At 70.3% G+C, this 24,929-nt stretch carries 8 protein-coding genes; 5 read left to right on the forward strand and 3 right to left on the reverse strand.

Annotation, left to right across the window (positions count from 1 at the left end; translation table 11 throughout):
* Window positions 1-71: 71 nt before the first annotated feature.
* The 3 genes from JYK02_RS10170 (at window position 72) to JYK02_RS10180 (ending at window position 15,372) form a co-directional block, all read left to right on the forward strand.
* Entirely contained in the window at window positions 72-12,170 is a 12,099-nt protein-coding gene (locus JYK02_RS10170; protein WP_207050706.1) for a non-ribosomal peptide synthase/polyketide synthase, read from the forward strand.
* 103 nt (window positions 12,171-12,273) lie between these two features.
* The gene (locus JYK02_RS10175) at window positions 12,274-14,169 is read left to right on the forward strand and encodes a carbohydrate binding domain-containing protein (RefSeq protein WP_207050707.1); all 1,896 of its coding nucleotides are present in this window, start codon (window positions 12,274-12,276) and stop codon (window positions 14,167-14,169) included.
* A gap of 75 nt (window positions 14,170-14,244) precedes the next feature.
* Window positions 14,245-15,372: a heparan-alpha-glucosaminide N-acetyltransferase domain-containing protein gene (locus JYK02_RS10180; protein WP_207050708.1), complete on the forward strand. Its 1,128-nt coding sequence runs from the start codon at window positions 14,245-14,247 to the stop codon at window positions 15,370-15,372.
* Here JYK02_RS10180 and JYK02_RS10185 read toward each other — a convergent pair.
* Entirely contained in the window at window positions 15,329-15,820 is a 492-nt protein-coding gene (locus tag JYK02_RS10185) for a VOC family protein (RefSeq protein ID WP_207050709.1), read from the reverse strand. The genes JYK02_RS10180 and JYK02_RS10185 overlap by 44 nt on opposite strands.
* A 144-nt stretch (window positions 15,821-15,964) precedes the next feature.
* Here JYK02_RS10185 and JYK02_RS10190 point away from each other — a divergent pair, with 144 nt between their 5' ends.
* The gene (locus tag JYK02_RS10190; RefSeq protein WP_207050710.1) at window positions 15,965-17,821 is read left to right on the forward strand and encodes a vWA domain-containing protein; all 1,857 of its coding nucleotides are present in this window, start codon (window positions 15,965-15,967) and stop codon (window positions 17,819-17,821) included.
* Window positions 17,822-17,920: 99 nt separating this feature from the next.
* Here the strand turns inward: JYK02_RS10190 and JYK02_RS10195 are convergent, their stop codons facing one another.
* Entirely contained in the window at window positions 17,921-18,517 is a 597-nt protein-coding gene (locus JYK02_RS10195) for a hypothetical protein (RefSeq protein WP_207050711.1), read from the reverse strand.
* A gap of 215 nt (window positions 18,518-18,732) precedes the next feature.
* On the opposite strand from JYK02_RS10195, the gene JYK02_RS10200 reads away from it, so the two are divergent.
* Window positions 18,733-19,332, forward strand: a complete 600-nt coding sequence (locus tag JYK02_RS10200; protein ID WP_347402463.1) for an expansin EXLX1 family cellulose-binding protein — start codon at window positions 18,733-18,735, stop codon at window positions 19,330-19,332.
* A 31-nt stretch (window positions 19,333-19,363) separates the two neighbouring features.
* Here the strand turns inward: JYK02_RS10200 and JYK02_RS10205 are convergent, their stop codons facing one another.
* Window positions 19,364-24,907: a DNA repair ATPase gene (locus JYK02_RS10205; protein ID WP_207050713.1), complete on the reverse strand. Its 5,544-nt coding sequence runs from the start codon at window positions 24,905-24,907 to the stop codon at window positions 19,364-19,366.
* Between the last annotated feature and the right edge of the window lie 22 nt (window positions 24,908-24,929).

Genomic DNA, 24,929 nt, shown 5'->3' on the forward strand with positions numbered 1-24,929 from the left:
CCCTGTTTCATCCGCCCTCGTGTCCCGCACGGCGGCACTGACACCCCTTTCGCCGGGGGCGGCGCGTCGCCATGACCGAGACCGTCGACGCCCCCGTGTCCCCAAAGGGGCCGGCTCCTCGCAACATCGCTGATGCCTTCGAGGCCCAGGCCTCGCTCCGCCCCCACGCTGTCGCCGTCCGCTGTGATGGACAGCAGCTCACGTACGCGGAGCTGGATGCCCGCGCGAACCGGCTGGCGGGCTGGCTGAAGGCCCAGGGCGTGGGCCGTGAGCGGCCTCAGGTGGGCGTGTGCCTGCCGCGCTCCATCGACCTCATCGTCACGCTGGTCGGCATCCTCAAGGCGGGCGGCGCGTACGTCCCGCTGGATCCGGAGTACCCGTCGGAGCGGCTCGCGTTCATGGCCACGGACTCGCGCGTGCGGATCATCGTCACGCACGCCGGGCTGGAGTCGCGGCTTCCTTCAGGGGACTGGCGCACGCTCTGTCTGGACACGCAGGCGGAGGCGCTGGCGGGCTTCGGTGACGGGCCCCTCACGCGGGACGTGGTGGAGGACGACCTGGCCTACGTCGTCTTCACGTCCGGCTCCACGGGCCGGCCCAAGGGCGTGTGCGTGCCCCACCGGGGCGTGCTGCGGCTGGTGCTGGACGCGGACTACGTGCACCTGGGGCCGGACGAGGTGCTGTTGCAACTGGCGCCCGTGGCCTTCGACGCGTCCACGTTCGAGCTCTGGGGCGCGCTGCTCAACGGCGGCCGCGTGGCGGTGTTCGCTCGCGGGGCCGCCGCGCTGGACGAGCTGGGCGACTTCCTGGGCGCCGAGCAGGTGACGACGGCGTTCCTCACCACGGGCCTGTTCAACACGCTGGTGGACCGGGGCCTGCCGGGCACGCGGACGCTGCGACAGCTCTACACGGGCGGCGAGGTGATGTCCCTGCCGCACGCGCGCCGGGCGCTGGAGGCCCTGCCCCACACGCGCATCTTCAACTGCTACGGCCCCACGGAGAACACCACCTTCACGAGCTGCCAGCTCCTGCGCGCGCCGCTCGGCTCCGAGCCCGCGCCCATTGGCCACGCCATCTCCGGCACGCGCATGTACGTGCTGGACGTGGAGGGCCGTGAGCTGCCCACGGGCGCCGTGGGCGAGCTGTACACGGGAGGCACCGGCGTCGCGTGGGGTTATTGGGAGCGCCCCGACCTCACGGCCGAGAAGTTCCTGCCGGATCCCTTCAGCACCGAACCGGGCGCGCGCATGTATCGCTCGGGGGACCTCGCGCGCAGGCTCGAGGACGGCGCGGTGGACTTCGTGGGACGCGTGGACCACCAGGTCAAGGTGCGCGGCTTCCGCATCGAACCGGGAGAGGTGGAAGCAGCGCTGCGCCTGCACGCCTCCGTGCAGGAAGCCGTGGTGATGGTGCGCGAGGACGTGCCGGGGGACCGGCGGCTCGTGGCGTACGTGACGGCCTCCGAGCCCCTGACGGCCCCGGTGCTGCGGGCCCACCTGAAGGGCCACCTGCCCGCGCACATGCTGCCGTCGGCCATCGTCGTCCTGGACACGATGCCGCTCACCGCGAACGGCAAGGTGGAGCGAAAGGCGCTTCCGGATCCGCGCCACTGCCCCGGCGCCGAGGAGGACTTCGTCGCACCGGAGACCGCGCTGGAGCGCACCGTCGCGAAGGTCTGGGCGGACGTGCTGCGCGTGGAGGCTGTCAGCGCCACGGCGGACTTCTTCGAGCTGGGCGGGCAATCCCTCCTGGCCACGCAGGCCATCGGCCGGCTGTGCGATGTGCTCGGGCGTCCCATCCCGCTCCGCTCGCTGTTCGCGTATCCCATCCTCCGCGACTTCGCCGCCGCGCTGGAGGCGGCCGCTCCCGTGGCGGAGCGTGCCGAAGCGCCCATCCCTCCGTGCGCGGACGCGGCACGGGAGCAGCTGTCGTTCGCGCAGCAGCGGCTGTGGTTCCTGGACCAGTGGATGCCGGGCTCCGCGCTGTATTCGCTGCCGTTCGCGTTCCGCCTGGAGGGCTCCCTGGATCCGGCCGTGCTGGAGCAGGCGCTCCAGACCGTGGTGGATCGGCATGAGTCCCTGCGCACCACCTTCCCCGGTGAAGGCACCGCCATCCAGCACGTCGCCGCGCACCTGCGCATGACGCTGGAGCGTGCGGAGCCCCGTTCGGAGGAGGAGACGCTGGCGTGCATGCAGCGTGAAGCGGAGCGGCCCTTCGACCTGGCCCGGGGACCGTTGTTCCGCGCACTGCTCATCCGGGAGGCGGAGCAGCGGCACGTGCTGGTGCTCAACCTTCACCACATCGTGTCCGACGGCTGGTCCTTCGGCGTGCTGTACCACGAGCTGTCCACCGCATACCGCGCTCGCGGAGCCATCACGGACCTGGCGCCGCTGCCCATCCAGTACCCCGACTACGCGGCATGGCAGCGACAGTGGCTCCAGGGCGACGTGCTCCAGCGGGAGCTGGGTTTCTGGGAGCGGCAGCTCGCGGACGTGCCGCATGTGCTGGAGCTGCCCACCGACCGGCCGCGTCCCGCCGTGCAGAAGTTCGCGGGCGCCGTCCATCGCTTCACCGTTCCCGCGCGGCTCCACCATGCACTGGATGAACTGGCCCGCCGTGAAGGGGCCACGCTGTTCATGGCGCTGCTCACCGGCTTCCAGGTGCTGCTGTCGCGCTACAGCGGGCAGCGGGACTTCGTGGTGGGCACGCCCATCGCGAATCGGACGCGGAAGGAGCTGGAAGGCCTCATCGGTTTCTTCGTCAACACGCTGCCCATCCGGGCACGCTTCGAGGGGGAACCGTCGTTCCTCCAGCTCCTCGGGCAGGTGCGCGACAACGCGCTGGGGGCCTACGCCCATCAGCACCTGCCGTTCGAGAAGCTGGTCGAAGCCCTCCAGGTCGAACGCGAACCGAGCCGCACGCCCCTCATCCAGGTGCTGTTCGCGCTCCAGAACGCGCCCACGTCACGGCTCCAGTTCCCGGACGTCACCGTCACCCCGCTGACGCTGGACACGCGCACGTCCAAGTTCGACCTGTTCCTCGCGCTGGAGGAGTCCGGTGAGGAGCTGGCGGGCACGCTCGAATACGCGACCGCGCTGTTCGATGCGGCCACCATCGAGCGCCTGATGGAGCACTACCTCCAGGTGCTGCGCTGCTTCGTGGAAGCGCCGGACCGGGCCACGGGGGACGCGGTCTTCCTGTCGGAGCTGGAGCAGCGGCGGGTGCTCCGGGACTGGAACGTGTCGGCACGCCCCTACCCTTCGGAGCTGTCCATCGTGGATGCCTTCGCGTCGCAGGTCGCACAGCGGCCCGATGCCATCGCGGTGAGCCACGGCGCGGTGACGCTCACCTACGCGGAGCTGGATGCACGCGCGGAGCACCTGGCCCGGCGGCTGCGGGCGCTCGGGGTGGGCCGGCGCACGCCGCAGGTGGGCGTGTGCCTGCCGCGCTCGGTGGACCTCATCGTGTCGCTGCTGGCCATCCTCAAGGCCGGCGGCGCGTACGTCCCGCTGGATCCGGAGCATCCCGCCGAGCGGCTCGCCTTCATGGCCACCGATGCGCGGCTGGTCGCCATCGTCACGCATGAGGCCCTGGCCTCCGGACTGCCTCCAGGCTCGTGGACGCCCGTGTGCCTGGATTCGCGCTGGCACGACGTGCCGGCCGTGCCGGCGGCCGAGGCCGTGATGCCGGTGGATCTGGCGCACATCATCTACACGTCCGGTTCCACGGGCCGGCCAAAGGGCGTGTGCATCCCGCATCAGGGCGTGGTGCGGCTGGTGCTCAACCCCGACTACGTGCACCTGGGGCCCGGCGACCGGATGGCGCAGTCAACGACCATCGCCTTCGACCTCTCTACGCTGGAGATCTGGGGCGCGCTGCTCAACGGGGCCACGCTGGTCCTGTTCACCAAGGACGAGATCATCGACCCGGAGGTCCTGACGCGCAGGCTCCAGGACGAGCGCATCACGCACATGGTGCTGGCCACGGCGCTCTTCAACCACGTCGCCCGCACGCGGCCGGAGGCCTTCCGCCACCTGTCCTGGATGATCTTCGGCGGAGAGGCCGCGGATGTCGCCAGCGTCAACGCGGTGCTCTCGCACGGCGGGCCCAAGGAGCTGATCAACGGCTATGGCCCCACGGAGAACACTTCGTTCAGCACGTGGCACCGGGTGCCGCACGCGGGCGTGGAGTCCGTGCCCATCGGTGGCCCGCTCGCCAACAGCACGACGTACGTGCTCGATGCCCGGCTCCAGTTGGTTCCTCCCGGCGTCGTGGGCGAGCTGTTCGTCGGCGGCGACGGACTGGCGCTCGGGTACTGGGACCGGACCGGCCTCACCGCGGAGAAGTTCATCCCGCATCCGTTCAGCGACGCGCCGGGCGCGCGGCTCTATCGCACCGGAGACCTGGTCCGGCAGCGCGGGGACGGCGTCCTGGAGTACATCGGCCGCCGCGACCACCAGGTGAAGCTGCGCGGCTTCCGCATCGAGCTGGGTGAAGTGGAAGCGGCCCTGCGGCAGCACCCCGCCGCTCGGGAGGCCCTGGTCCTGCTGCGCGAGGACACGCCGGGCGACCGCAGGCTCGTGGCCTACATCGCGGCATCCGGAGTCACGGACGCGGTGTTCCGCGAGTTCCTCCAGGCCCGGCTCCCGGGCCACATGGTGCCCTCCGCGTTCGTGGTGCTGGAGTCGCTGCCCCTCACGCCCAACGGGAAGATCGACCGGCGCGCACTGCCTGTTCCCGAAGCCTCCAGCACCGACGGCTTCATCGCGCCCCGCGGCCCGCTCGAAGCACGGGTCGCGGGAATCTGGGCCTCCGTGCTGGGCGGGCGCGAGGTGGGAGCGCACTCCCACTTCTTCGACCTGGGCGGCCATTCGCTGCTGGCCACGCAGGTGGTGTCCCGCGTTCGGGAGGCCCTGGGCGTGTCCCTGCCCGTGCGAGCCCTCTTCGAAGCCCCGCGCCTGGAGGCGTTCGTCCGGGTCGTGGAAGGCCTGCTCGCGGAAGGACACCGGGAGGCCTCGCGCATCCCGGTGACGCCGCATGGTTCCGGGCCGCTTCTGCTGTCCTTCGCGCAGGAGCGGCTGTGGTTCCTGGGCCGGCTCCACGACACACCGGGCGTCTACAACATGCCCATGGCGCTGCGCCTGGACGGTCCCCTGGATGTCACGGTGCTGCGCGCCAGCCTGGAAGCGCTCGTGTCGCGGCACGAGTCCCTTCGCACCACGTTCCCCGAGGGCGACCTCCCCACGCAGCACATCACCGCGGAGCCCGTGGTCACGCTGGAGGTCCAGCGGCTCGATGCCTCGGGACCGGAGGACGTGCGGGTCCAGACGCGCTTGCGGCAGGAGGCCGAGCGGTCCTTCGACCTGGTCCGAGGCCCCCTGTTCCACGCGCTCCTGCTCCAGCTCGAAGGCACGTGCTCGGTGCTGGTGCTCAACCTGCACCACATCGTGTCCGATGGCTGGTCGCTGGGCGTGCTCTACCGTGAGCTGTCTTCGGAATACAGCGCACGCCTCCAGGGCAACGCGCCGGAGCTGATCCCGCTGTCCTTGCAGTACGCGGACTACGCGGCGTGGCAGCGTCAGTGGCTCCAGGGCGACGTGCTCCAGCGGCAGCTCGACTTCTGGAAGCAGCAGCTCGCGGACGCACCGCATGTCCTGGAGCTGCCCACGGACCGCCCGCGCCCCGCGGTGCAGCGGTTCGAGGGCGCCACGTTCCGCTTCGCGTTGCCCTCCGCGCTCCGTCATTCGCTGGAGGCCGTGGCCCGTGAGGAAGGCGCCACGCTGTTCATGACGTTGATGGCGGGCTTCCAGTTGCTGCTGTCGCGCTACAGCGGCCAGCGGGACTTCATCGTCGGCACGCCCATCGCCAACCGCACGCGCGAGGAGCTGGAAGGCCTCATCGGCTTCTTCGTCAACACGCTGCCGCTGCGTGCCCACCTGCGCGACGGTGCGTCCTTCCGTGAAGTGCTGCGGCAGGTGCGTGACCGCGCCCTGGGCGCGTACGCGCATCAGGAGCTGCCGTTCGAAAAGCTCGTGGAGGAGCTGCACGTCGAGCGGGCCCTGAGCCACGGACCGCTGGTGCAGGTGATGTTCGCCTTGCAGAACGCTCCGGGCTCGTTGCCTCGGCTTCCGGGCCTCGAAGTCAAGGCGCTGGAGCTGCCGCTCCAGACCTCCAAGTTCGACCTCAGCCTCATGCTGGAGGAGACCGGCGACGGGCTCTCGGGCGTCCTCGAATACGCGAGCGCACTGTTCGAGCCCCGCACCATCGAGCGGATGGCCGGCCACTTCCAGCGTCTGCTCGAAGGCGCGCTCCGCCAGCCGGATGCCGTCAGCCACGCCCTGCCCTGGCTCTCCGAGGCCGAGCGTCGGCAGGTCCTCTTCACCTGGAACGACACCGCGCGTCCCTACCCGCGCGAGGCCTCCCTCGTGAGTGCCTTCAACGCGCAGGTGGCCGCGCGGCCGGAGGCCACCGCCGTGCGCCACGGCGCCCAGGCACTCACCTATGCGGAGCTGGACGCCCGCGCCAATCAGCTCGCGTGGGCCCTCAAGGCCCAGGGCGTCGGACGGGAGGCGCCTCGCGTGGGCGTGTGCCTGCCGCGCTCCATCGATCTCGTCGTGTCGCTCGTCGCCATCCTCAAGGCGGGTGGTGCCTACGTGCCGCTGGATCCGGACTACCCGGCGGACCGGCTCGCCTTCATGGCCACCGATGCGCGGCTCGTCGCAGTCGTCACCGAGTCCGCGCTCGTGGACCATGTCCCCGCGGGCCCCTGGACCGTCCTGCGGCTGGATGCGCTGCCGGCGGGGCTGGCACGCCACGCGCCTCCGGATGCGGGCACGGGCGATGACCTGGCGCACATCATCTACACGTCCGGCTCCACGGGCCGGCCCAAGGGCGTCTGCATCCCGCATCGAGGTGTCGCCCGCCTGGTCCTCAATCCGGACTTCATCCAGCTTCGTCCCGAGGACCGTGTGGCCCAGGCGTCCACGGTCGCCTTCGACGCCTCGACGTTCGAGCTGTGGAGCGCCCTGCTCAATGGCGCGACCCTGGTCATGCTGTCCAAGGAAGAGGTCATTGAGCCCACGGTGCTCGCGCGGCGGGTCCGCGAAGAAGGCATCACGGTCCTGTTCCTCACCACGGCGCTCCTCAACCACGTGGCGCGCACCGACCCGGCGCTCCTCAAGGGCCTGCGCTGGCTCCTGTTCGGTGGCGAGGCCGCGGACCCGACCTGCATCCGCGCACTCCTCTCCCACAGCAAGCCCGACCACCTCGTTCACGCGTACGGGCCCACTGAGAACTCGGCGTACAGCACGTGGTTCTCTCCGACACGGGTCGAACCCGATGCGGTGACGGTGCCCATTGGCCACCCGATCTCCAACAGCACGGCCTACGTGCTGGACGCGCACCTGCACCCGGTGGCGTCGGGAATCATCGGTGAGCTGTTCGTCGGCGGTGACGGCCTCGCATGGGGTTACTGGGAGCGGCCCGAGCTCACCGCGGCGGCCTTCATCCCCCACCCCTTCGCCTCCGTCCCGGGCGCTCGCCTCTACCGCACCGGAGACCTCGTCCGGCAGCGCCATGACGGAGCCTTCGACTTCGTGGGCCGCCGCGACCATCAGGTGAAGGTGCGTGGCTTCCGCATCGAGCCGGGCGAAATCGAAGCCGTGATCCGCCAGCACGCGTCCGTGCGCGAGGCCCTGGTCCTCGTGCGTGAGGACTCGCCAGGCGACAAGCGGCTGGTCGCCTACGTCACCTTCCATGACGCGGTGACCTCCAGCGACCTGCGCATCCATGTGCAGGGTTCGCTGCCTGGCCACATGGTGCCCTCCGCGTTCGTGTTGCTCGACGCGCTGCCCATGACTCCCAATGGGAAGGTGGACCGCCGCGCCCTGCCGGTCCCCGAGGGAGAAGATGCGCCGACGACGGGCACCCGGACGCTGACCGCGCTGGAGCAGACGTTGAGCGCCATCTGGTGCGCGGTGTTGCAGCGGGCCCACATCCCCGTCGATGCGAACTTCTTCGATCTGGGCGGCCACTCGCTGCTGGCCACGCAGATCGTCTCGCGGACCTCGCAGGTGCTGGGCGTGCCCGTCCCCGTGCGCACCCTCTTCGAGTACCCCACCATCGAATTGCTCGCGGGCGCACTGGAGGCACGGACGCAGGATCCGTCCCACGCGGTTCCCGTGCTCAAGGCTCACCACCGCGAAGAAGCGCCGCCGCTGTCCTTCGCGCAGGAGCGGCTCTGGTTCCTCAACCAGTTCCACTCGGACCGGGCCGCGTACAACATGCCCATGGCGCTGCGGTTGGAAGGCACGCTGGACGCGGACGTGATGGAGCATGCGCTCCAGGCGCTCGTGGACCGGCACGAATCCCTGCGCACGGTGTTCCCGGGCGAAGGCGTTCCCGTGCAGCGCATCCTGCCCCGGCTGCCGGTGTCCCTCCGCCGGGTCGACGCTTCCTCCCGGGACGAAGCCGAAGCCTTGCTGCGCGAGAACGCGGAGAAGCCCTTCGACCTCTCGGAGGGTCCGCTGTTCCGAGCCCTCCTGGTGCGCGAGGACGCGCGGCACCACGTGCTGCTGCTCAACCTGCACCACATCGTCTCCGACGGCTGGTCCCTGGGCGTGCTGTACCGGGAGCTGTCCGTCGAATACCAGGCGCGTCACGCGGGCCGGACCTCCGACCTGGCGGCGCTGCCCGTGCAGTACGCGGACTACGCGGCGTGGCAGCGACAGTGGCTCCAGGGCGACGTGCTCCAGCGGCAGCTCGACTTCTGGAAGCAGCAGCTCGCGGACGCGCCGCATGTCCTGGAGCTGCCGACCGACCATCCCCGTCCTTCCGTGCAGCAGTTCGCGGGGGCCACGCATGTGTTCACCCTCCCGCGCAGCGTGCTCGAAGCGCTGGAGGGACTGGGCCGCCAGGAAGGGGCCACGCTGTTCATGACGTTGATGGCGGGCTTCCAGTTGCTGCTGTCGCGCTACAGCGGCCAGCGGGACTTCATCGTCGGCACGCCCATCGCCAACCGCACGCGCGAGGAACTGGAAGGCCTCATCGGTTTCTTCGTCAACACGCTGCCGTTGCGCGCCCACCTGCGCGACGGTGCGTCCTTCCGCGAAGTGCTGCGGCAGGTGCGTGACCGCGCCCTGGGCGCGTACGCGCATCAGGAGCTGCCGTTCGAAAAGCTCGTGGAGGAGCTGCACGTCGAACGAGCCCTGAGCCATGGCCCGCTGGTCCAGGTGATGTTCGCCTTGCAGAACACGCCCGGCACTCCGCCCCAGTTGCCGGGCCTCCAGGTGCAGGCGCTGGAGTTGCAGACCCCGACCTCCAAGTTCGACCTCACACTGGCCCTGACCGAAGTCCCGGAAGGTCTCAGCGGCACGTTCGAGTACGCAACCTCGCTGTTCGAGCCCCACACCATCGAGCGGATGGCTGACCACTTCCGCCGCCTGCTCGAAGGCGCGCTCCGTCAACCCGATGCGGACATCCACGCCCTGCCGTGGCTCTCCGAAGCGGAGCGGCAGCAGGTCCTCACGGCGTGGAACGACACTGGCCGGCCCTATCCACAGGACCGCTCGATCACGCAGGCCTTCGAAGCCCAGGTGGCCACGCGCCCGGAGGCCATCGCCGTGCGCCTCGGCGCCCAAGCGCTCAGCTACGCGGAGCTGGATGCCCGCGCCAACCAGCTCGCGTGGGAGCTCAAGTCCCAGGGCGTTGGACCGGAGGCGCCTCGCGTGGGCGTGTGCCTGCCGCGCTCCATCGACCTCGTCGTGTCGCTCGTCGCCATCCTCAAGGCGGGCGGTGCCTACGTGCCGCTGGATCCGGACTACCCGGCGGACCGCCTGGCCCTCATGATCTCCGATGCGAAGGTGCATCGGATCATCACGGGAACGGCGACCGCGAGCCGCTTCTCTTCCGACAGCGTTGGATGCATCCGCATCGATGCGCTGGAGGCGGCCTCCCGTACCGGCTCGCCGTATGACGCGACCCGGTTCCATCCGCAGGAGCCCGCGTACCTCATCTACACGTCAGGCTCCACGGGCCGGCCCAAGGGCGTCTGCGTTCCCCATCAGGCCGTGATGCGGCTGGTGATGGATCCGGACTACATCCCCTTCGGCCCGGAGGACCGCGTGGCCCAGGCGGCGACGGTGTCCTTCGACGCCTCGACCTTCGAGGTGTGGGGTGCGCTGCTCAACGGCGCCACGCTCGTCCTGTTCTCCAAGGAGGAGATCATCGACCCCACCACGCTGGCCCGGGGTCTGCGCGACGAGCGCATCACCGCGCTGTTCCTCACCACGGCCCTGTTCAACCACGTCACGCGGATGGAGCCCACGGCCTTCAACGGCCTGTCCACGCTCCTCTTCGGTGGCGAGGCCGTGGACCCGGCCTGCGTGAACCGGCTGCTGGCCCACGGTGGGCCCCGCAGGCTGCTGCACGTCTACGGCCCCACGGAGAACACCACGTTCAGCACGTGGCACCTCGTCTCGGAGCCTGTCACGGACACGGTGCCCATCGGCCAGCCCCTCTCCAACAGCACGGCCTACGTGCTGGACGCGCACCTGCACCCGGTGGCGCCGGGAATCGTCGGTGAGCTGTTCGTCGGCGGCGACGGCCTCGCGTGGGGCTACTGGGAGCGGCCCGAGCTCACCGCGACGGCCTTCATCCCCCACCCCTTCGCCTCCGTCCCTGGCGCACGCCTCTACCGCACTGGCGACCTCGTCCGGCAGCGCCACGACGGCGCCGTCGTCTTCGTGGGCCGCCGCGACCATCAGGTGAAGGTGCGTGGCTTCCGCATCGAGCCGGGTGAAATCGAAGCCGTGATCCGCCAGCACGCGTCCGTGCGCGAGGTCCTGGTCCTCGTGCGTGAGGACTCACCGGGCGACAAGCGGCTGGTTGCCTACGTCACCTCCCGCGATGCCGTGACCGCCAGCGACCTGCGCGCCCACGTCCATGCTGCGCTCCCCAGCCACATGGTCCCCTCCGCATTCGTGCTGATGGACGCGCTGCCGCTCAACGCGAACGGCAAGGTGGACCGCCGCGCCCTGCCGCGTCCTTCGGACTCCACGGATGCGCAGGAGGACGGCGTGATGCCTCGCACGCCGCTGGAGCAGCGCATCGCGGACCTGTGGGCTGAGGTCCTGGGACGGACGGCCATCAGCGTCACCGCGAGCTTCTTCGACCTGGGCGGCCACTCCCTGCTCGCGGCGCAGCTCGTGTCCAAGCTGTCGGAGCACTTCCCGTTCAAGGTCCCGCTCCAGGTCCTCTTCCAGAGTCCGACGGTCGCGGCGCTCGCGCAGTGGATCCAGGCGAAGCTCACGCCGGATGCACCAGTGGCCGCGCAGGGGCCCACGCTCCCCGAGGGCATCGTGCAGCTCCAGCAGGGCCGATTGGACCTTCCGCCGCTGTGGTGCATGCACCCGGTGGGCGGCACGGTGTTCTGCTACCAGGACCTGGTGCGGGCGCTCGGCCCTGACCGCACGGTGTATGGCTTCCAGGCCCCGGGCGTGAACGGCGAGTGCCCTCCGCTCACGAGCATCGAACTGCTCGCGTCGCACCACCTGAGCGCCATGCTCCAGTGGCAGCCGCAAGGGCCCTACTACCTCGTCGGCCTCTCCATGGGCGGCACCATCGTCTACGAGATGGCCCAGCGCCTGCTCAAGCTGGGCGTCCCTCCCGCGCTGCTCGTCTTCCTCGACACGCCCGGCCCCGGCCAGATGCCCACGCGGTTCGAGGACGACGCCGCGCTGCTCGCGGCGATGTTCGGGGATGACACGCCCACGCTCGCCCAGCGCCTGCGTGCGCTGCCTCCGCACGAGCAGATGAAGGAGGTACTGCGTCAGGCCCGCGAAGGCGCGACCGTGCCGGACTCGTACTCGCTGCGCGACCTGGAGATCTTCCTGGACGTCTGGAAGGCCCACATGCGCGCCCTGTTCAGCTACGCGCCCGTGCCCTACGAGGGACCGGCCACGTATCTCAAGGCCCAGGTCCACGTGCCGCCCCATCCGCTGCATCCGGAACAGCCGTGGCGCGAGCTCGTGCGGCCAGGGCTGGAGGTGCTGCCGGTGCCCGGCAATCACCAGACGATGATCGAACCGCCGAACGTGGAGACCATGGCGCGGCACCTCACCGCGTGCCTGCGGCGCATCGAGGACGCAGCGCTCCAGAGCTCGGTCGCATAGCGGGCCGGAGAGCCCCCGGCGGTGTGTCCGGGGAGCGGACGGCCGGGGGGCGTTGCACTCCGAACCGGAAGGACTGGGGGCGCTGGAGCGTACTAGCGCCTCCATGACCAACACCATTCGACGCGCCTTCGCGGCGCTGCTGACGCTGACGTGTCTCGGGGCGCTGACCGCCCAGGCCGCCACGGGTGTGCAGGGGCCCGTGCCCCCGGCCTTCCAGAATCGCTTGATGGTGGGCCTCTTCGAAGAGGCCGGCCAGAACTGGATGCGAGACAGCGACGTTCCGTGGGACGCGCGCTACCGCTACTTCACCAAGGGCTGGGTGGACAACTGGGGCTACGGCGCCCGCGACGGCAGCTGGGCGGCCAGCTTCTTCACGGAGACGAAGTCGCAGGGCTTCGTCCCCGTCGTCACCTACTACCAGCTCTTCGCGGAGCCGGGCGGCGGCGAGGGAGAGACGCTGGCGAAGCTGAAGAACGCCAGCACCATGCGCAGCTACTTCGAGGACGTGAAGCTGCTCCTCCAGCGCGCGAAGACCTTCGGCAGCCCGGTCATCGTGCACGTGGAGCCGGACGCGGTCGGCCTCCTCCAGTTCCAGACGGCCTCCAACCCCAACGCGTACGCCGCCATCGCCGCGTCGGGCATGCCGGAGCTCGCGGGCCTGCCCAACACCGTCGCCGGGTGGAGCCTGGCGTTCCTCCAACTGCGCAAGGCCGTGGGCGCGAACAACGTCGTGCTGGGCCTGCACATCTCCGCGTGGGCCAGCGGCAAGGACATCGCGTTCAACTCGCTGACGGATCCGCTCCAGCCGGAGGTGGACAAGGTCGTCAACTTCCTCAAGCCGCTGGGGCTGGGCACCAACGTCACCGGCGCCACCTACGACGTCATCGTGGGCGACCCGCTGGACCGCGACGCGGACTTCTACCGGCTCACGCAGGGCGCGGATCACACCTGGGACATGAGCGATTCCGCGTCCCTCACGTCGCGCTCGTACAACCGCTATGCGGAGTGGCTGCGCCTGTGGAACCAGACGTCCGGCAAGCGCTGGGTGCTGTGGCAGATCCCGCTGGGCAACTCCAACCACCTCAACATCAACAACGGTGGCGGTGCGCGCCAGGGCTACAAGGACAACCGCACCGAGTACTTCTTCGGCACCAGCGGTGACGCGCACCGGCGCAAGTTCGCCAACGTGGGCGTCGTCGCCCTGATGTTCGGCGCGGGCGCGGGCGGTCAGAGTTCCTACCAGAACGACCAGGCCACCGACGGCCAGCCGTACCTGAAGAAGCGCGCGGGGGTGTTCCTCAACGCGGGCGGCCTCTTCCTGCCCGCGGAGGGCACCACGCTTCCGCCCCCGGGTGGCGGCTCCACCGATGGTGGCACCGTGGACGCCGGCACCCCGCCGGTGGACGGTGGCACCGACGGCGGCACCCGCCCTGACGGTGGCACTGACGGCGGCACCCGTCCGGATGGGGGCGTCGACGGCGGCGTGGACGGCGGGACGCGTCCGGATGCCGGCACCGACGCGGGCACCGGCTCCTCCGACGCGGGCACCCCGGGCGACACGTCGAAGTACGGCTTCGAGTCCAGCACGCAGGGCTGGAGCGCGGGCGGCCCCGCCCTGTCGTCCGTGAGCACGACGACGGCGAAGGCCTACGCGGGCACCCGCTCGCTGGCCGTGCCCTTCAACGGCGCGTCCGGCCAGGGCACGGTGGCCGTGGCCAACGCGGCCGTGTCGTCCGGCAAGACGGTGACGTTCCGGTTCTGGCTGCCCACGAGCAGCAAGATCACCGGCGTCCAGCCCTATGCCGTGGAAGGCGCGGCCGCGAACTGGCGCTGGACGGGCAACTGGATCGCTGTCGGCAGCCTCAAGGCCGGCGCCTGGAACACCCTCACCTTGAAGCTGCCCTCCGGCTCCACCACCCCGCTGTACCAGCTGGGCGTGGAGTTCCAGACGACGGGCACGTGGAAGGGGACGGCGTACCTCGACGCCGTCAGCTGGTAGTCCGAAGCCCAAGCAGTTCCCGGCCCCGCGGGCGCGTGCAACCGCCCGCGGGACCGGCGTAGGGTAGCGCCCCCCGTGAGCACCCTGCCCTCCGCCGCCCCCGTCTCCCGCGAGCGCGTGCGCGCCATCGACTGGCTGCGCGGCCTCTCCGTCCTCGTGATGATCCAGACCCACTCGCTCGTGCTGCTCACCCCCGAGCTGCGCAAGAGCGAGTGGACCGGCCGGCTGCTCAAGGTCGACGGGCTGGTGGCCCCCGCGTTCATCTTCTCCGCCGGGTTCGCGCTGGCGCTGCTGATGGTGCGCAGCGCCGCCGCGGGCGTGCTGCACGAGCGCGTGCCCCGCAACCTGCGCCGCATCGCGGAGGTGTTCGCCGTCGCCGCGCTCGTCAACGCCGTGTGGTTCCCCATCCGCACCGAGCCCGTGTGGCTGCTGCGCCTGGACATCCTCCACTGCGTGGGCCTGTGTCTGATCATCACCCTGCCCCTGGCCGCGCTGCTCGCCTCGCGCCCGCGCGTGCTCGCGGGCACCGCGTTCGCGCTGGCCATGGTGGCGTTCGCGCTGGCGCCCTTCAGCGACTCCGCGGGCGAGCCCTGGGCGTCCTTCCTGCGCAAGTCCTCCTGGGCGCCCTTCCCGCTGGTGCCGTGGATTGGCTTCGCGTGGCTGGGCGCCTTCGCGGGCAGCATCGCGGGCGCGTGGGGCCGCAAGGGGCTGGCGCGGGCCCTGGGCTTCCTCATCGCGCTGGGCCTGCTGGGGACGCTGCTGCCCGGCGTGCTCAACAACCTCTACCCGCCGCACCGCTTCTTCGTCACCAACCCGTCCAACTCCGCCACCCGCTTCATGTGGGTCTGCGCGGTGCTGCTGGTGATGCTCTGGGTGGAGGGACGGCTGGCACCGGACGCGAAGCCCTCACGGGCCCGCCGCTTCTTCGAGGTCTTCGGCACCTCGTCGCTGTCCGCGTACTTCTTCCACGAGATGCTGCTGTACTACCGCCTCTTCGGCGTCTTCTCGTTCCAGAAGGTGTGGGGCGACTCCAGCGGGTGGCTGAAGTACGCCGGTCTGCTCGCGCTGCTCATCGCGTGCACGTTCGTGCTGTGCGTCGCGTGGGATCCGCTGGAGCGCGCGGTGAAGAAGGGCTTCACGCGCGCGGGCCAGTGGCTGCTCAGTGCGTCGCGCTGGCAGCGGCCTGTTCGAAGGCGCGGATGATCTCCGGCGGGGCCTGCACGAGTTCAATCAGCACGCCCTCGCCGCTCAGCGGGAACTGATCACTCGCCTTGGGGTGGATGAAGCAGACGTCGAAGCCCGCCGCGCCCTTGCGGATGCCGCCGGGCGTGAAGCGCATGCCCTGCCCCTCCAGCCACTTGACGGCCACCGCCAGGTCGTCCACCCACAGGCCCACGTGGTTGAGCGCCGGGTCGTGCACCTTGGGACGGCCGTCGGGGTTGACGGGCTGCATCAAGTCCACCTCCACCTTGAAGGGGCCCGCGCCCGCCACGACGATGTCCTCGTCCACGTTCTCCTTGTCGCTGCGGTAGGTGCCATGGGCCTGGAGGCCCAGGGTGTCCACCCACAGCTTGCGCAGGGCGCCCTTGTCGAGCCCGCCAATCGCGATCTGCTGGATGCCCAGAATCCGGAACGGTCGTGTCGTCTCCATGGGCGGGGACCGTCGCAAAAGGGGTCCCCCCACGCAAGCGCGGCCCACGTAAGGACCCGGGAAAAATTCACCGGATAAACCCATTCCGGAGGTCGGTCGTTTCCAGGGGCACGCTGACTTCCTCCCGTCGTCCCGGAGCCGCCCATGTCCCCGTTCTTCTCGAAGCGCCGCGTGTCCTTCGTCAGTGGTGCCCTCCTCTGCGCCAGCCTCGTGAGCGCGTGCTCCTCCATGGAGCCGGCGCAGCAGAGCGCGACGCGCGGGGAACTGCGCCCCCAGGCCGTCGCGACCACCGAGACCGCTCCCGCTGACGAGCCCCGTGCGCTGATGGCGCCCCCGCCGCCGCCCTCCACCCCGGCCCCGGCCCCGGTCGCGGCCAAGAAGCGCCGTGACGCCAACGTCGCGTCGGCGCCCTCCCCTGAGTACGAGATGGCCGCCGAAGCCCCGGCTGCTTCCGACAGCCTCATGGCCGCGGAGCCGGCGCAGCGCCGCGCGTCGCCCGGGAAGCAGTCCATGGCCGCCATGAGCGCGGCCTCCGGCGCCCTCACCCTGGGCGGAGCCGCCGCCCCGATGACGGTCGCGCAGCCGAAGGAGAAGTCCAAGATGGAGCTGGGCGACGACAAGAGCGTCGCCGAGGGCGGCAACACCTTCGAGGCCTACAAGCCCAACGCCTTCACGGAGACGGCGAAGGACAACCTGTCCACCTTCGCGGCGGACGTGGACACGGCCTCCTATTCCATGGCGCGGCGCTACCTGCAGCAGGGCCAGCTGCCCCCCACCCAGGCGGTGCGCGTGGAGGAGTTCGTCAACTACTTCAAGTACCGCTACACGCCGCCCGAGGAAGGCGCCTTCACGGTGCACCTGGAGGGCGCGCCGTCGCCCTTCAACGCGCGCCGCCAGTTCGTGCGTGTGGGCGTGCAGGGCAAGGTCGTCTCCCGCTCGCAGCGCAAGCCCGCGCACCTGGTGTTCCTGGTGGACACCAGCGGCTCCATGGCGTCCTCGGACAAGCTGCCCCTGGCCATCGAGTCCATCAAGGTCGCGGTGAAGAACCTCAACGAGAACGACACCGTGGCGCTCGTCACCTACGCGGGCTCCACGCGGGACGTGCTGTCCCCCACGCCCGCCACGGACGTGAAGAAGATCCACGCGGCGCTGGACACGTTGGTCGCGGGCGGCGGCACGGCCATGGGCTCCGGCATGGAGACGGCCTACAAGCACGCGGTGAAGAAGGCCGCGGCCGGCGTGGTGTCCCGCGTGGTGGTGCTCACCGACGGTGACGCCAACATCGGCCCCAACCTCAGCCCCAAGGCCATGCTGGCCAGCGTGCAGAAGTACGTGTCCGAGGGCGTCACCCTCACCACGGTGGGCTTCGGCATGGGCAACTACCACGACTCGCTGATGGAGCAGCTGGCCGACAAGGGAAACGGCAACAGCTTCTACGTGGACAGCATGAAGGAAGCGCGCAAGGTCTTCGAGACGCAGCTCACCGGCACGCTGGAGGTCATCGCGAAGGACGTGAAGTTCCAGGTGGAGTTCAACCCGAAGGCCGTCAGCCGCTACCGCCTGATGGGCTACGAGAACCGGGACATCGCGGACAAGGACTTCCGCGACGACAAGGTGGACGCGGGCGAGATTGGCGCGGGCCACACCGTGACGGCGCTCTACGAGGTGGAGCTCACGGGCGACGCGCCGCAGGAGCTGGCCACGGTGCGCATCCGCGCCAAGGCGCCCAACGGCACGGAGGCGAAGGAGCAGGCCTTCCCGCTCACCCGCGCCAACCTCAAGCCGTCCATGGAGGCCGCGTCCCAGGACTTCCGCTTCGCCGTCGCCGTGGCCGCCACCGCGGACATCCTCCGCGCCGCGCCCGCCGCGGAGGGCTGGAGCCTGGCCACCACGCAGAAGCTGGCGGAGGGCGCCGTGGGCGGTGATTCCGACCGCACCGAGTTCGTCCGCCTCATCGGCCAGGCCCGCGCGCTGACCACCGCGTCCGCCAGCGGCCGCTAGGAAGTACCTGGCACGAATCACCGGGGAACGCGCAGCAAGGGGGGCTCTGCCCGCCACCGGAATCAGCCGGTGGCGGGCAGGGCTTTTTCAGGGGGTGCGTCAGATGACGGTGATGTTGGGGGGCGTGGTGCTGGTGAAGAAGTTCACGAAGCTCGCGTACCAGTAGGTCCCCGACTGGTTGTTGATCTTGCACGCCTTGGTGCCGGACGAGGCCAGGGTGGTCCCGTTGATGCTCAGGCTGCCCGTGCTGATGTTGCCCGTCCTGTAGTCGCAGTAGATGTCCGCGCTGCGGGTGGTGGAGAGCGCGGTGGGGTCCACGGCGCGCACGGCCATGACGTAGGCGGACGAGCCGCTCCACCCGTTGCGCATCACGAAGCCCACCGCGAGCCCCTCGCTGGAGCCCGCGAGCGACACCGGGCCCGGCGGATCCAGCGGCACGGTCTGGACGATATACGAAGCGCCCGTCGGCAGCGTGCAGCTGGTGCCGCCCGTGCGGGTGATGACGATGTTGTACTGAGGCGGGGACGTGGTGATCTGCACCGTGCTCGCCGAGTAGTCACAGCCCTGCGAGGACGCGGTCGTCAGCGCCGCGCTCTGCCGCGCGAGCTCCGCGCCGTCCTCCTGCTCCGGACCGCCACACGCGGAGAGTACGAGGGCAGAACCCAGACACACCACGGACGTCAGCTTGTTCATCATGGGAATTCCTTTCCGATTTTCGGGAGGGGGAAGGCCCGGACGCTAACAAGCCCATCTGACGGAACCAAGACAGGGAGTCCTGTCTGTCCTTGACGCGGAGCGACGCGTGTATAGTGCGCGGTATGAACCGACCCGCTTCCTGGAAGTCCTCGCTGGTTTTGACCCTGGCCGCGCTTGCCTGTGGGGCGTGCGGAGACTCGGCCACCGGAGGTGGCGTGAGCCTGGGCTCCGAGCAGAAAGGGATTGCGACCTTCTACGACGCGAACGGGGGCGGCAACTGCTCCTTCGAGCCCGGCGGCGACATGATGGTGGCCGCGATGAACCAGGCCCAGTACGACAACAGCGCCGTCTGCGGCGAGTGCGTGGACATCGTCGGGCCCAAGGGCACCGTGCGCGTGCGCATCGTCGACCAGTGCCCTGACTGCGACAAGGGCCACCTGGACCTGTCGCGCCAGGCCTTCGACAAGGTGGCGGAGGCGAAGGACGGCCGCGTGGACATCACCTGGACGCCCGTGTCCTGCGACGTGGCCGGCCCGGTGGAGTACCACTTCAAGAACGGCAGCAACCCGTGGTGGACGGCCATCCAGGTGCGCAACCACCGGCTGCCCATCAAGAAGCTGGAGTGGAAGCGCGACGGCGACTGGAAGGCGCTGGAGCGCCAGAGCTACAACTACTTCGTCTTCGAGGGCATCGGCGAGGGCCGATTCCAGCTGCGCGTCACCGCCAGCGACGGGCAGCAGCTGGTGGACACCGTGGAGAAGGTGCTCGACGACGACAGCGTGGACGGGGCGGAGCAGTTCGCGCCCCAGAAGTGAGAGGGATTCCGCAATCCCTCTCACCGGGCGCCTAGCGGCGCAGCATGCCGCGCAAGAGCTCCAGGGCCTCGGTGACGCCCTGCCAGACCTGGAGCGCCTTGATGCCCTCGCCCTCGCCCTGCACGTTGCGGCGGGCGGCGCGCTCCAGGGGCAGCAGCGCCCCCTCCACCAGTTCAATCTGCCGGCTGAGCTCCGCCGGTGACGGGCCGTTCGCGGCGCGCTGGAGCGACTCCGCGGGGGTGGGCAGAGACACCGACACCGGCCGGTCCGCCAGCGCCGTGATGGCCTTGGAGAGCTGCGCCATGTATGGGCCGAAGTCCGGCGCGGGCGCCTGGGGCATGGGCGCGTTGCGCAGCGTGGGCGCCTCCTCCGCCTGGGCGGCCACTCGCTCCGTGAGGGCCTTGAGCAGCTGCGCCAGGTGCTTGAGGTACGGGGCCAGGTCCGTGGCAGGAGCCTGGGGCAGCGCCGGGGGGACGACCTGCGGCGCCGGGACGGAGACCTGCACCGGCGGCTTCTGGGCGGCCTCGCGGCCCACGCGGGCCACCTCCAGGACGGCCTCGCGCAGGGCCTCCAGGTGCGGGGCCACGGGCGTCTCGTCGCTGGGGGCGTTCACCTGCGCGGCGGCCTGCACCACCGCGTCGCGCACGGAGCCCAGCTGCTCCTCGATGGCGCCCAGCTGTCCGGTGACACGCGCCACGGGGTCGTCCTCCTTGCCCCCCATGCGCTTCACGCGGGCGAAGCCCTGCTTGATCTCCTCCCAGCGCTTCGCCTTCTCCGGCGTCAGGCGCCCGCGCATCTCCTGGAGCTTGAGCAGGTTCTGCTCGGCGGCGGTGGTGAGCGTCTGGGATTCGCCCTGGTAGTGGTCATCGATGCGGCGCTCCAGCTCGTCGTCCGTCATCGCGGAGACGACCTTCTCCGCCAGCTTGCCCATGTTGCGGTAGCTGCCCTGCAGCTTGAACGGCGGCTCCGTGCGGAAGCGCTCGTCCTGCGCGGCGGACGCGATGTACTGGAGGTTGACCTTGAGCAGCACCTGCTGCACGCGGAACAGCCGCTGGAAGACGGCGATGATCTCCTGGAGCTCCGCCGCCGCGTAGCCGTGCTTCAGCTCGCCCGAGGGGACCTCCTCGCCCTTCGCCATGCGGATGAGGCGGTGCACGTCCTGCGGGTCGCGCGTGGCCAGCGGCGCGAGCACCGGGTTGGAGGTGAGCGCGTTCTCCAGGTAGCTGAGGGCGAACAGCTCCTCCTTGCCGTCCAGGATGTCACCCAGGTTGTACGTGTCCGCGCGGTTCGCGAGCATGTCCGGGATGCGGAAGCGCTCGCCCGTCTCCGTGTACGGGTTGCCCGCCATCACCACGCAGAACTTCTTGCCGCGCAGGTCATACGTGCGCGTCTGGCCATTCCAGACGCCCTCCACGCGGCGCTGGCCGTCGCACAGGGAGATGAACTTCTGGAGCAGCTCCGGGTCCGTGTGCTGGATGTCGTCGAGGTAGAGCATCACGTTGTTGCCCATCTCGAAGGACAGGTTGATGCGCTCCACCTCCTGCCGCGCGGTGGCGTTGGGCGCCTCCGACGGATCCAACGATTTCACGGAGTGGCCCAGCGCCGGCCCGTTCACCTTCACGAAGGTGAGGCCCAGGCGGCTGGCCACGTACTCCATCAGCGTCGTCTTGCCGTAGCCCGGCGGCGACATGAGCAGCAGCATGCCCATGCGGTCCGTGCGCTTGCCCTCGCCCGCCGCGCCCAGCTGCTTCGCCAGGTTCGCGCCGATGAGCGGCAGGTACACCTCGTCGATGAGCCGGTTGCGCACGAAGCTCGTGAGCACCTTGGGCGTCAGCTCCTCCAGCCGCAGCTTGCGCCGCTCGCGGTCCAGCAGGTCGCGCAGGTACGCCCGGTAGGTCACGTACATGGGCACGCGCACCTGGCGGAACTCGCCCAGCCGCGCCAGGAACTCGTCCAGGCGCAGGGACAGCTTGCGATCCTGGATGCGCGGGTGGCTGCCCAGCAGGCCCGTGGCCTCCGTGGCGGTGATGGCGCCCGCCGTCTCGCGGTCCAGCTTGCGCTCCGTGACGAGCACCACCGCCGTCTCCAGCGCGACGTGGGCCGCCTCACCCGGGCCGCCCTCGCGCTTCGCGAGGAACGCGTCCACCCAGGCGCGGGCGATGCGCAGGCGCTCCGGCAGGTTCTTCTCCAGGCCGCGCAGGTCGTCGTCGAACGCGGCGCGCGAACCGTGGCGGTCCAGGTGCGCGAGGAACGCGTCCTTCAGCGCCAGCGCCTCGCGGCTGGTGGTGAAGCGCGGGCGGTCCACCGCCAGCTCCTCCACGAGGTAGCGGCCCGCCTGCCGGCCCTCCGCGGCCGAAGCCGTGAGGCCATGCCCCTGGAGGAACGCGAGCACGCGCTCTCCCAGCTCATCCCCCAGCGCCACCAGCTCCGCGCCGGTGTCGAACGCCTGCCGCAGCCGGGCCAGGCTCCGCGCGCGCCGGTGGAACACGCCCCGGAGCGCGTCGTCCCCGTCGAAGGCCCAGTAGAGCGCGGCCCAGGCGCGAGGCACCGGGGCGAAGCGCAGCAGGCCCGCGCCCTGGTGCAGCGCGAGCAGCTTCTCCAGGATGGCCGCCGCGTCCGCGTCGTGGACGCCGCGCTCATAGCCCTCGTCGAAGCGGTCCGCCGCGTACGCTCGCACGCGCTCCAGGAGCTGCCCCTGCGCGCCAGCCTCGTATAGCGCCGCGGGCGTGAGGCCGCCCCTGCCCTCCTCCGCGTCCATCAGCAGCCCGGCGGCCAGGTACTCCGCGCGGTACACGTCGCGCGTCTCGGACACCAGGTGCTGGTCCCAGAGGTCGCGGTACTTCAGCAGCTCCGGGTCCTCCACCTTCTGGGTGTAGTCGGAGCCGGTGAGCTGGAGGTACAGCGCGCCGTCGCGCGGCACCAGCGTCAGCTCCAGCGGCTGGGTGTTGACGTGGAAGCGGTAGGGCCCCAGCTTGATGAGGCCTTCGCCGCCCTCGAACAGGTCCTGCTTGTCGCGCAGCGCGCGCAGGGCGTCCTGCTTCGCGGCCTTCACGCGCGACAGGACTTCATCCGCGCGGACGCTGTCCTGGAGCGCCAGCAGCTGTTCCGCCAGCTGCCGCAGCTTGAGGATCATCGCGTCGGACGCGAAGTAGGCGTTCAGCTCGTCGTCCGCCTTGAACGACTTCGCCCGGCGCTGCACGCCCTGGAGGATGCGCTCCGCCGCGCCGAACAGGCCCGACGCCCGGCGCTGCCGCTCGTCCACCAGCGCCTGCTTGCGCGCGCCGAAGGCCTCCAGCAGCTCCTCGCGCTTCTGGGTGATCTGCCCCAGGAACTCGTCGAACTCGCCGAAGCGGCCCTCCAGCTCCTCCAGCAGCACGGTGAGCTTGGAGAGCGCCTCGTCGCACTTCTCCGGCGAGTCCGCCTGTGACAGCGCGTTCTCGATGCTCTGGCCCAGCAGCTTGAACTGCGCGCCGAACTCCGCGCGCTTCTCCTTGCCGGACAGCTCCTTGCGCTTCGCCTGGAGCCCCGCGCGCACGCGGTTGAGGCGGCTGAACAGCTCGGAGATGCCCTCGAGGATGCGGGCGCGCGCCAGCGGGTCGCCCACCTGGAGCCCACCCACGACCTCGCCCAGCACCTCCAGGCCCTGGCCGGTGCGCTCCACGTCCTCGGCCAGCGGGGCCAGCTCCGCGGTGGTCGCCAGCGGCTCCAGCCGCTCCATCAGTCCGTCCAGCCGCGAGGCCAGGGGCTGGAGCGCTTCACCCTTCTGGAGGAAGTCCACGCACGCGGTGCTCACCGCGTCGGACGCGGCCACCACCGCCTGCTCCAGGGCGTCCACGCGCCCCAGGTCCATGTAGCGCACGTCCTTCAACGTGATCAGGTGCCCGCGGTGCCGGCGCAGGTCCGCCAGCGCGCGCATGAAGCCTTCCGCGTCGGTGAGGCCCTCCGGCTGCGCGTTGAGCAGCAGCGTCTCCTGCGCCTGCGTGGCCTGCGCGAGCGACTCCTCCGCGCGCTTGCGCAGCGCGAGGACCTTCTCGAACTCGTCGATGATGAGCTCGGAGGTGCGGCGCAGCTGCTCGATGGGCTCCTGGAGGCCGACCTCCGCGTGGGACAGCCAGTAGTAGGCGTCCAGCGCGCGCGTGGCCGCGTTGACCAGGTCCTCGTAGGTGCGGCGCGTGGGCTTGTCCGTCTTCGCCACGCGCGGCAGCGTGAGGGCGTCGCTGATGCCGCGCACCAGCTCCGCGTTGCCCACCTTGCCCAGGTAGCCCGGCGCCGGAGGCAGCTTCGCCGCGTGCTCGTCGGAGACGAACGGCGTCTGCCACACCTGCATGGGGTGCACGCGCGTGGGCTCCTGCGACGTGGCGCGGAACACCACCAGCCCGCCGTCCGCGAAGAGGCTCATGCCGTTGGACAAGAGCGGCGTCTGCACCTCCTTGCGCACCAGGTTGTACGGGAAGAGCACGTAGCTGCCCTCGTCCCGGCGGTGGAAGACGTAGAGCACGTCCTCCCCGTTGGGCGAGCGCACCGCCTGGTGGAACTCCATCCCCTCCGCCGCGCCGTCGAAGACCTTGAAGTCGCCCGTCTGGAGGTAATAGCCGCCCGGGAAGACGATGCCCTGGTCCTCGGGCAGCCGCACGCAGGACTGGCCAATGGCGTCGATGCGCACCACGTGCTGGGTGCGCGAGTTGAAGACGAGGTAGCGGTACGCCTTCTCCCGGAACGGCAGGATGCGCAGCAGGATGAGCCCGCCCACCTGCGTCCAGGCGAACTCCGCGTCATCCAGCGACTGATCCGGATCATCCACCGGCTCGCTGTAGATGCCCCGCCCGGTGGCGGTGTTGTTCTCCACCTTGACGGTGAGGTCGCCCTTCACCGTCTCCACGAAGACCTGATCCAGCACGTTGACGTGCGGGTGCTGGCCCAGCACGTACTGCTCGCGCGTGGCCACCGTCCACTCGAAGTCGTGCGACGGCGGGTAGACGTGGTCGCGCTCACCCTGGTTGTCCACGTAGGTGGCGCGGCCCTCCACGTCCACGCTGAAGCGGAAGACCTTGAGGTCGCGCGCGGACTGGCCCGTCTGGAACACCGCGAGCAGGCGCGAGTCCCGCCGCCGCAGCTGCAGCAGCTTCGCGTCCTTGTAGTACTTGTACAGCTCGCCGAAGTCCTTCACGAACCGGGGGTCCGCGAGGAAGCCGCCGGCCTCCGTGGGAGGCACGGCGGACAAGTCGAACCCCTCGGCCGTCTTCTCGAAGCGGTGCAGCGAGAAGACGTCCGAGACGTTCGTCTCCTTCTTCAGGCCGATGAAGACGTTGTAGCCGAAGAGGAGGTACTTCCCGACGCTGACGATGTCGCGGGGGACGCAGTTGTTCTCCGTGCGCACCCGCTCGTTGCCGATGACGGTGAGTTCCGTGCCGCCGAACAGCGCCTTGCGCCGGGCGTTGAGGTCGTTCGCCTGGGTCGCCAGCGCGTCCGCCTGGGAGTGGAGGCGCGCACGGATGACCTCGTAGCTGCCGCCCTCCAGCGTCGCCTCGCCCCCGGGCACCTGGGTACCCGGGGTCTTGGAGCTGTCAGTTGCCATGGATGTTCACCGAGAAGGGATT

This window comes from Corallococcus macrosporus (genome assembly GCF_017302985.1).
GTDB classification, from domain to species: domain Bacteria; phylum Myxococcota; class Myxococcia; order Myxococcales; family Myxococcaceae; genus Corallococcus; species Corallococcus macrosporus_A.

What these genes read in the sequence shown, in the direction of transcription:
- JYK02_RS10170 (WP_207050706.1), top strand. Translation starts at nt 72, where the DNA reads ATGACCGAGACCGTCGACGCCCCCGTGTCCCCAAAGGGGCCGGCTCCT.
- JYK02_RS10175 (WP_207050707.1), top strand. Translation starts at nt 12,274, where the DNA reads ATGACCAACACCATTCGACGCGCCTTCGCGGCGCTGCTGACGCTGACG.
- JYK02_RS10205 (WP_207050713.1), bottom strand. Translation starts at nt 24,907, where the DNA reads ATGGCAACTGACAGCTCCAAGACCCCGGGTACCCAGGTGCCCGGGGGC.
- JYK02_RS10185 (WP_207050709.1), bottom strand. Translation starts at nt 15,820, where the DNA reads ATGGAGACGACACGACCGTTCCGGATTCTGGGCATCCAGCAGATCGCG.
- JYK02_RS10190 (WP_207050710.1), top strand. Translation starts at nt 15,965, where the DNA reads ATGTCCCCGTTCTTCTCGAAGCGCCGCGTGTCCTTCGTCAGTGGTGCC.
- JYK02_RS10195 (WP_207050711.1), bottom strand. Translation starts at nt 18,517, where the DNA reads ATGATGAACAAGCTGACGTCCGTGGTGTGTCTGGGTTCTGCCCTCGTA.